At 47.7% G+C, this 4,958-nt stretch carries 5 protein-coding genes; 1 reads left to right on the plus strand and 4 read right to left on the minus strand.

Features of this window, described 5'->3' with window-relative positions:
* Nucleotides 1-249: 249 nt before the first annotated feature.
* The 3 genes from Q0372_RS09490 to Q0372_RS09500 are packed head-to-tail and all read right to left on the minus strand — an operon-like array spanning nt 250 to nt 1,207.
* Nucleotides 250-717 carry a hypothetical protein gene (locus Q0372_RS09490; RefSeq protein WP_298105276.1) on the minus strand — a complete coding sequence of 156 codons (468 nt, stop codon included), beginning with the start codon at nt 715-717 and terminating at the stop codon, nt 250-252.
* Nucleotides 714-950, minus strand: a complete 237-nt coding sequence (locus tag Q0372_RS09495; protein ID WP_005871317.1) for a hypothetical protein — start codon at nt 948-950, stop codon at nt 714-716. The genes Q0372_RS09490 and Q0372_RS09495 overlap by 4 nt, the downstream gene beginning before the upstream one ends.
* Entirely contained in the window at nt 947-1,207 is a 261-nt protein-coding gene (locus tag Q0372_RS09500) for a hypothetical protein (RefSeq protein WP_177388007.1), read from the minus strand. Before Q0372_RS09500 ends, Q0372_RS09495 begins: the two co-directional genes overlap by 4 nt.
* A 27-nt stretch (nt 1,208-1,234) precedes the next feature.
* On the opposite strand from Q0372_RS09500, the gene uvrB reads away from it, so the two are divergent.
* Entirely contained in the window at nt 1,235-3,253 is a 2,019-nt protein-coding gene (uvrB, locus tag Q0372_RS09505; protein WP_298105278.1) for an excinuclease ABC subunit UvrB, read from the plus strand.
* A gap of 991 nt (nt 3,254-4,244) precedes the next feature.
* On the opposite strand, the gene Q0372_RS09510 is transcribed toward uvrB, so the two are convergent.
* Nucleotides 4,245-4,706: a hypothetical protein gene (locus tag Q0372_RS09510; protein ID WP_298105280.1), complete on the minus strand. Its 462-nt coding sequence runs from the start codon at nt 4,704-4,706 to the stop codon at nt 4,245-4,247.
* Nucleotides 4,707-4,958 lie beyond the last annotated feature (252 nt).

Here is a 4,958-nt window from a genome sequence, read left to right on the forward strand (position 1 = left end):
AGCTGATTTGATAATAGGAGCAGAAGCAGCTGGAAGTACAACAAGTAAATATATTCAAGTAAATGCAAAATGCCAATTTTAAAGCTAAATTTTAAAAAATACCTATAAAGATGAATTCTTGAGATCTTAACATGTTTTTGGCACGAGGTGCGAGCCGATATACGGCTACGCACTTCACTAGCATTATCGCGCTCATGCTACACGTACGCTTTACGAATCCATAGCAGTCACGCGATTAAATTTTAAAAATTATTTACCTATCCTAAAGCCATTTAGCTTCATATAAGTCGTATCTTTATGAAATGCTTCGCAGCGCTCCCTGTTGCGATTTATATTCGAGGTCTCGAAAAAATATCCATCACTATCTTGACGCAAGGTGATCGTCGCGCAAAAGATCATATCGTTTTTCAGTTTCGGTCCTACGCCATAGGTAAAGCTTTGATTGACTGCTAAGCTACGTGCCAGATCGCTATCACTAAACTGTCTGGAGCCCGTCATACTTTTAAGCATTCTAAATTCACCTTGATTGAGGTAATCTCTTTGTATATCCTTAAATACACCTTCAAGCTCGACTGCGTAGGCTTTTACTAAAACCTCATCCTTAGCACCGCTTAATTTAGGATATATTATTTTTACTATCACGAAGATTATAATAGCTAAAAATATTATCCCACTTACGCCGCCGCCTACTGCCGCACCTTTTCTCATTTTCATCATTTTACTCCTTCGTCGATGTCCTTTACCAAGGCATCTATTTTTTTATTAAGCATAAAATTTTCATAGCTTTTTTGGATATAGGCTTCAAGCAGTTCGCCCGCATCCAGATGATCGCTGCCGCGAGTTAAAATCCGCCAGTCCCTACCGAAGACCTTCGCAAAGTCATCATCCAGGCTTATCGCGTATTTTTTCGTCAAAGACTTACTCGTCAGCTGAACCGAAATTTCTTTCATTTCTCGCCTAAATTATCGCCTGCCAAAATATCGTCGATCTGCTTGCTTAGATCCTCATCGCTCATCTTGCGATATGCCAGATCATTTTCTAGCGTACCAAGCTGCATTCCCAAAGCCTCGTTTTGCGCCTTGACCGTCGCTAGCTCGGTGCGTAGCTTTTCGTTCTCGTCTCTAGCTTCGCTATAGCGTCTAATCAGCTCAGCTACTTTATTGCTTAAGCCCTCGACCTTTTTCTCTTCGTCAAAGATTGATTCCATTATTTCGCCTTTTCTGATATAATTTAAATGAAAATATTACCCAATTTTGGCTTTAAAAAAGGAAAAATTTTGCAAAATTTTAAAATCGAGAGCAAATTCTCTCCAAGCGAGGATCAAGAAAAAGCAATCGAAGGCATCGTTGCGGGCTTTCAAAGCGGCAACAAATACCAAACTCTTCTCGGCGTTACCGGCTCGGGCAAAACTTTTACCATGGCAAATATCATCAAGCGCCTCGGAATTCCTGCGCTCGTAATGACGCATAATAAATCTCTCGCAGCACAGCTTTATAGCGAATTTAAGGGCTTTTTCCCGCAAAATCACGTCGAGTACTTCATCAGCTACTACGATTATTATCAGCCCGAGGCCTACATCCCAAGGCAGGATCTTTTCATCGAAAAGGACAGCGACGTAAACCAAGAGCTCGAGCGATTGCGGCTAAGCGCCACTGCGAGCTTGCTAAGCTTCGACGATGTCATCACCGTGGCGTCGGTTTCGGCAAACTACGGCCTGGGCGATCCCGCCGAATACAAAGGCATGGTGCTGTTTTTTGAGATCGGATCAAAATTTAGCACCAAATTTTTGCTTCGCAAGCTCGTCGATATGGGTTACAAGCGCAACGACGATTTTTTTGATCGCGGGAATTTTCGCGTAAACGGCGACGTGATCGACATCTACCCCGCGTATTTTAACGATGAGGCGTTTAGGGTCGAGTTTTTCGGCGACGAGATAGAGGCGATGTATCATCTGGACGTGCTCGAAAATAAAAAGACGCAAAGCGTCAAAAAATTTATTCTCTACCCGACGAGCCAGTTCATCGTGGGCGAGCAGCGCCTGAAATCAACGATCAAAGGGATCGAGGAGGAGCTTGAGCAGAGGTTAAAATTTTTCGAGGACGCGGGCAAGCTCGTCGAGGCGCAGCGGCTTAAAGGGCGAGTGGAGTTTGATCTTGAGATGCTGGGCGCCACGGGGATGTGCAAGGGGATCGAAAACTATGCGCGCTATCTGACCGGTCAAAAGCCGGGCGAGACGCCCTATTCGCTCTTTGATTACTACGAGAGCAAGGGCAAGGACTACCTCGTTATCGTCGATGAAAGCCACGTGAGCCTGCCGCAGTTTCGCGGTATGTTCGCAGGAGATCGCAGCCGCAAAGAAACGCTCGTAGAGTACGGCTTCCGTCTGCCTAGCGCACTTGATAACCGTCCGCTGATGTTTGATGAGTTTATCAATAAAAAAGCTAAATTCCTATTCGTCTCTGCAACGCCAAATGATTACGAGCTGGATCTTAGCCGCGGAGCCGTATATGAGCAGATACTGCGCCCGACGGGGCTACTTGATCCGCAGATTATCTTAAAAGACAGCGACAACCAGGTCGAAATTTTGCACGATATGGCAAAGGAGGTCATCGCGCGCGGCGAGCGGATTTTAGTGACCGTGCTAACCAAAAAGATGGCGGAGGAGCTGAGCAAATACTATCTGGAACTTGGGCTTAAGGTCAAATATATGCACTCGGACATCGATGCGATCGAGCGCAACGAGCTCATCCGCGGTCTGCGCAGCGGCGAATACGATATGCTAATCGGTATAAATCTGCTCCGCGAGGGGCTCGATCTGCCCGAAGTAAGCCTTATCGCGATCATGGATGCCGATAAGGAGGGCTTTTTGCGCTCGCGCACCAGCCTCATTCAGACGATGGGGCGAGCCGCGCGAAACGTGAACGGGCAGGTCGTGATGTTTTGCAAAAAGATCACCGCCTCGATGCAAGAGGCGATCGACATCACCCAAAAGCGCCGTAAATTTCAAGATGAATACAACCGCGCCCACGGCATAACCCCGCATTCTGCGAGCCGCAATATCGAAGAGAGCCTAAAAATCGAGGACGGCACCGAAATTTTAAGAAAGGGTGCCAATTTAGAGAAAATGCCCGCCGCCGAGCGCGCCAAGATCGTAAAGGAGCTTCGCAAGCAGATGCTCGACGCCGCGGCCGCGCTGGAGTTTGAAAAGGCCGCAGCGCTGCGCGATGAGATCGCAAAGCTTAGGAAGCTGTAAATCGCGAGACTCGAAACGTCGTGAAATTTGCGCGTTAAATTCCACCTGGCGGAGCGCGAAATTTGCGCGCGAAATTTATACATCGATTTTCCGCTAAATTTGCGCTCCGCGCCGTTGCCATCGCATACACCCGATCCGCAATTTGCGAGCCAAATTTGCTCGCGCTTAAAATTTCTACTTTCAGCTTGCTTTGATCTCAAATTTTACTCGGCGGCGCTTGCGCGGCGATCTGCTTCATAAATTTCAAAAAAGACCGCCAAGAGCTTTAAAATTTCACGGGCAAGCTCTGCAAGCAGAATTTTAAAAAGCGTAAATTTTGCGGCAAAATTTCGCTGCGCGCCTCTTTGCTTACGGCGCTTTTTGATTCGCGTTCTGCGCGCCAAATCGCTAAATTAGCGGTGCGCGCCCCGTCCTTTCCTAGACGCGCGATCCGTAAATCTACGCGCCGAGCTTTTGATTTCAGCCCGCTTTCGATCCGCAATTTACGAGCCCGATTTGCGGCAGTCGCACTACCCCACTCTATACCGCTGCGCGCCTTTCCGTTTTTTTTGCATCTCTCCGCACCTATCTTCGACTTTTTCCTGCGCGCGCCCTGCGTTTAAATTCTGTCGCTTCGCTCGCCCAATCCGTAGCAGCTATGAGCGGGCATGCGTCCAAACGCCGAATTTTCGCGCGCTTTTTACTTGCCGTTGTGCGCGGATACTTTCAAAATTTTTCGTAGAATTCCGACGAGCCCGCACCTACATTCACGCCGCCGTCATAAACGCTAGCTTTTAAGGGCACGAAAGAGGGATCTGCGCGACACAGCGCAGGAAATGAAATTTAAACGCTGCCTTTTCAAAGTGTATCTTAGCCGCTGCGGTGCGCCACAAAATTTCAAAAAGGATAACGAGCCGCGATTAAATTTATCCGCGAGAGTGCGCCATAACGCGCCGATCTGCGCGCTACGTAAATTTTAAAATCGCCTCTAAATTTAAAATTTTATCCGCGGTTAATACTCTCTGCTGAGCTCTAAATTTTCCACGCACAGCGGTTTTTCGCCCTCAAAAATCACCCCGATGCCGAAAGGCTCGCAAATATCAAGCGCACCCTCGGCAAATCTCAGCAGCCACTGCGTATCGCGCGCGTAAAACGTGCATTGCGGCAGCTCAAACGGCAGATCGCAAACGGGCACGTCAAGCAGTCTAAGCTCATCCTCGCCCAAACGATACTCGCGCCTAAGCTCGTCTCGCAAGAAGACAAGGGCGTCTTTTACGTACCGATCGATATTTCGGGCGATCCGCCGAGCAAGCGAAATCGTCTCATCGTCCACATCCGCCGTATCTGCAGACACGAGGCAAAACGGCACCTCACCGAAGCTTTCGCTTTTTAACGCCAGTTCCGCGTACCAAATAAAGCCCTCGTCCGTTGCGACCTTTTCAAGCTCGCCAAATTCCCAAGCCTTTTTTTGCATTTTATTTCCGCCTCATATTTTCGCGTCGTTTTTTAAAATTTCGATGCTGTGCCTGTTTTTGCGCGCTGTGTTTAAATCCGCCGCCGAAATAGAATCCCGCTCGCTTCTTAAGCGGACGAGCAATGATAACGAAACAGGTTGCTTTTAAATTTTAAAATTTCAATGCAAGCCGCTTTAAAATTTCAAAAGACCCGCCGCTTGTCCGCCGCGAGCGGTAATGAAATTTTTTAAGAAAGGATTTCTATGAAATCA

It is taken from the genome of uncultured Campylobacter sp. (assembly GCF_937997405.1).
Lineage (GTDB): Bacteria > Campylobacterota > Campylobacteria > Campylobacterales > Campylobacteraceae > Campylobacter_B.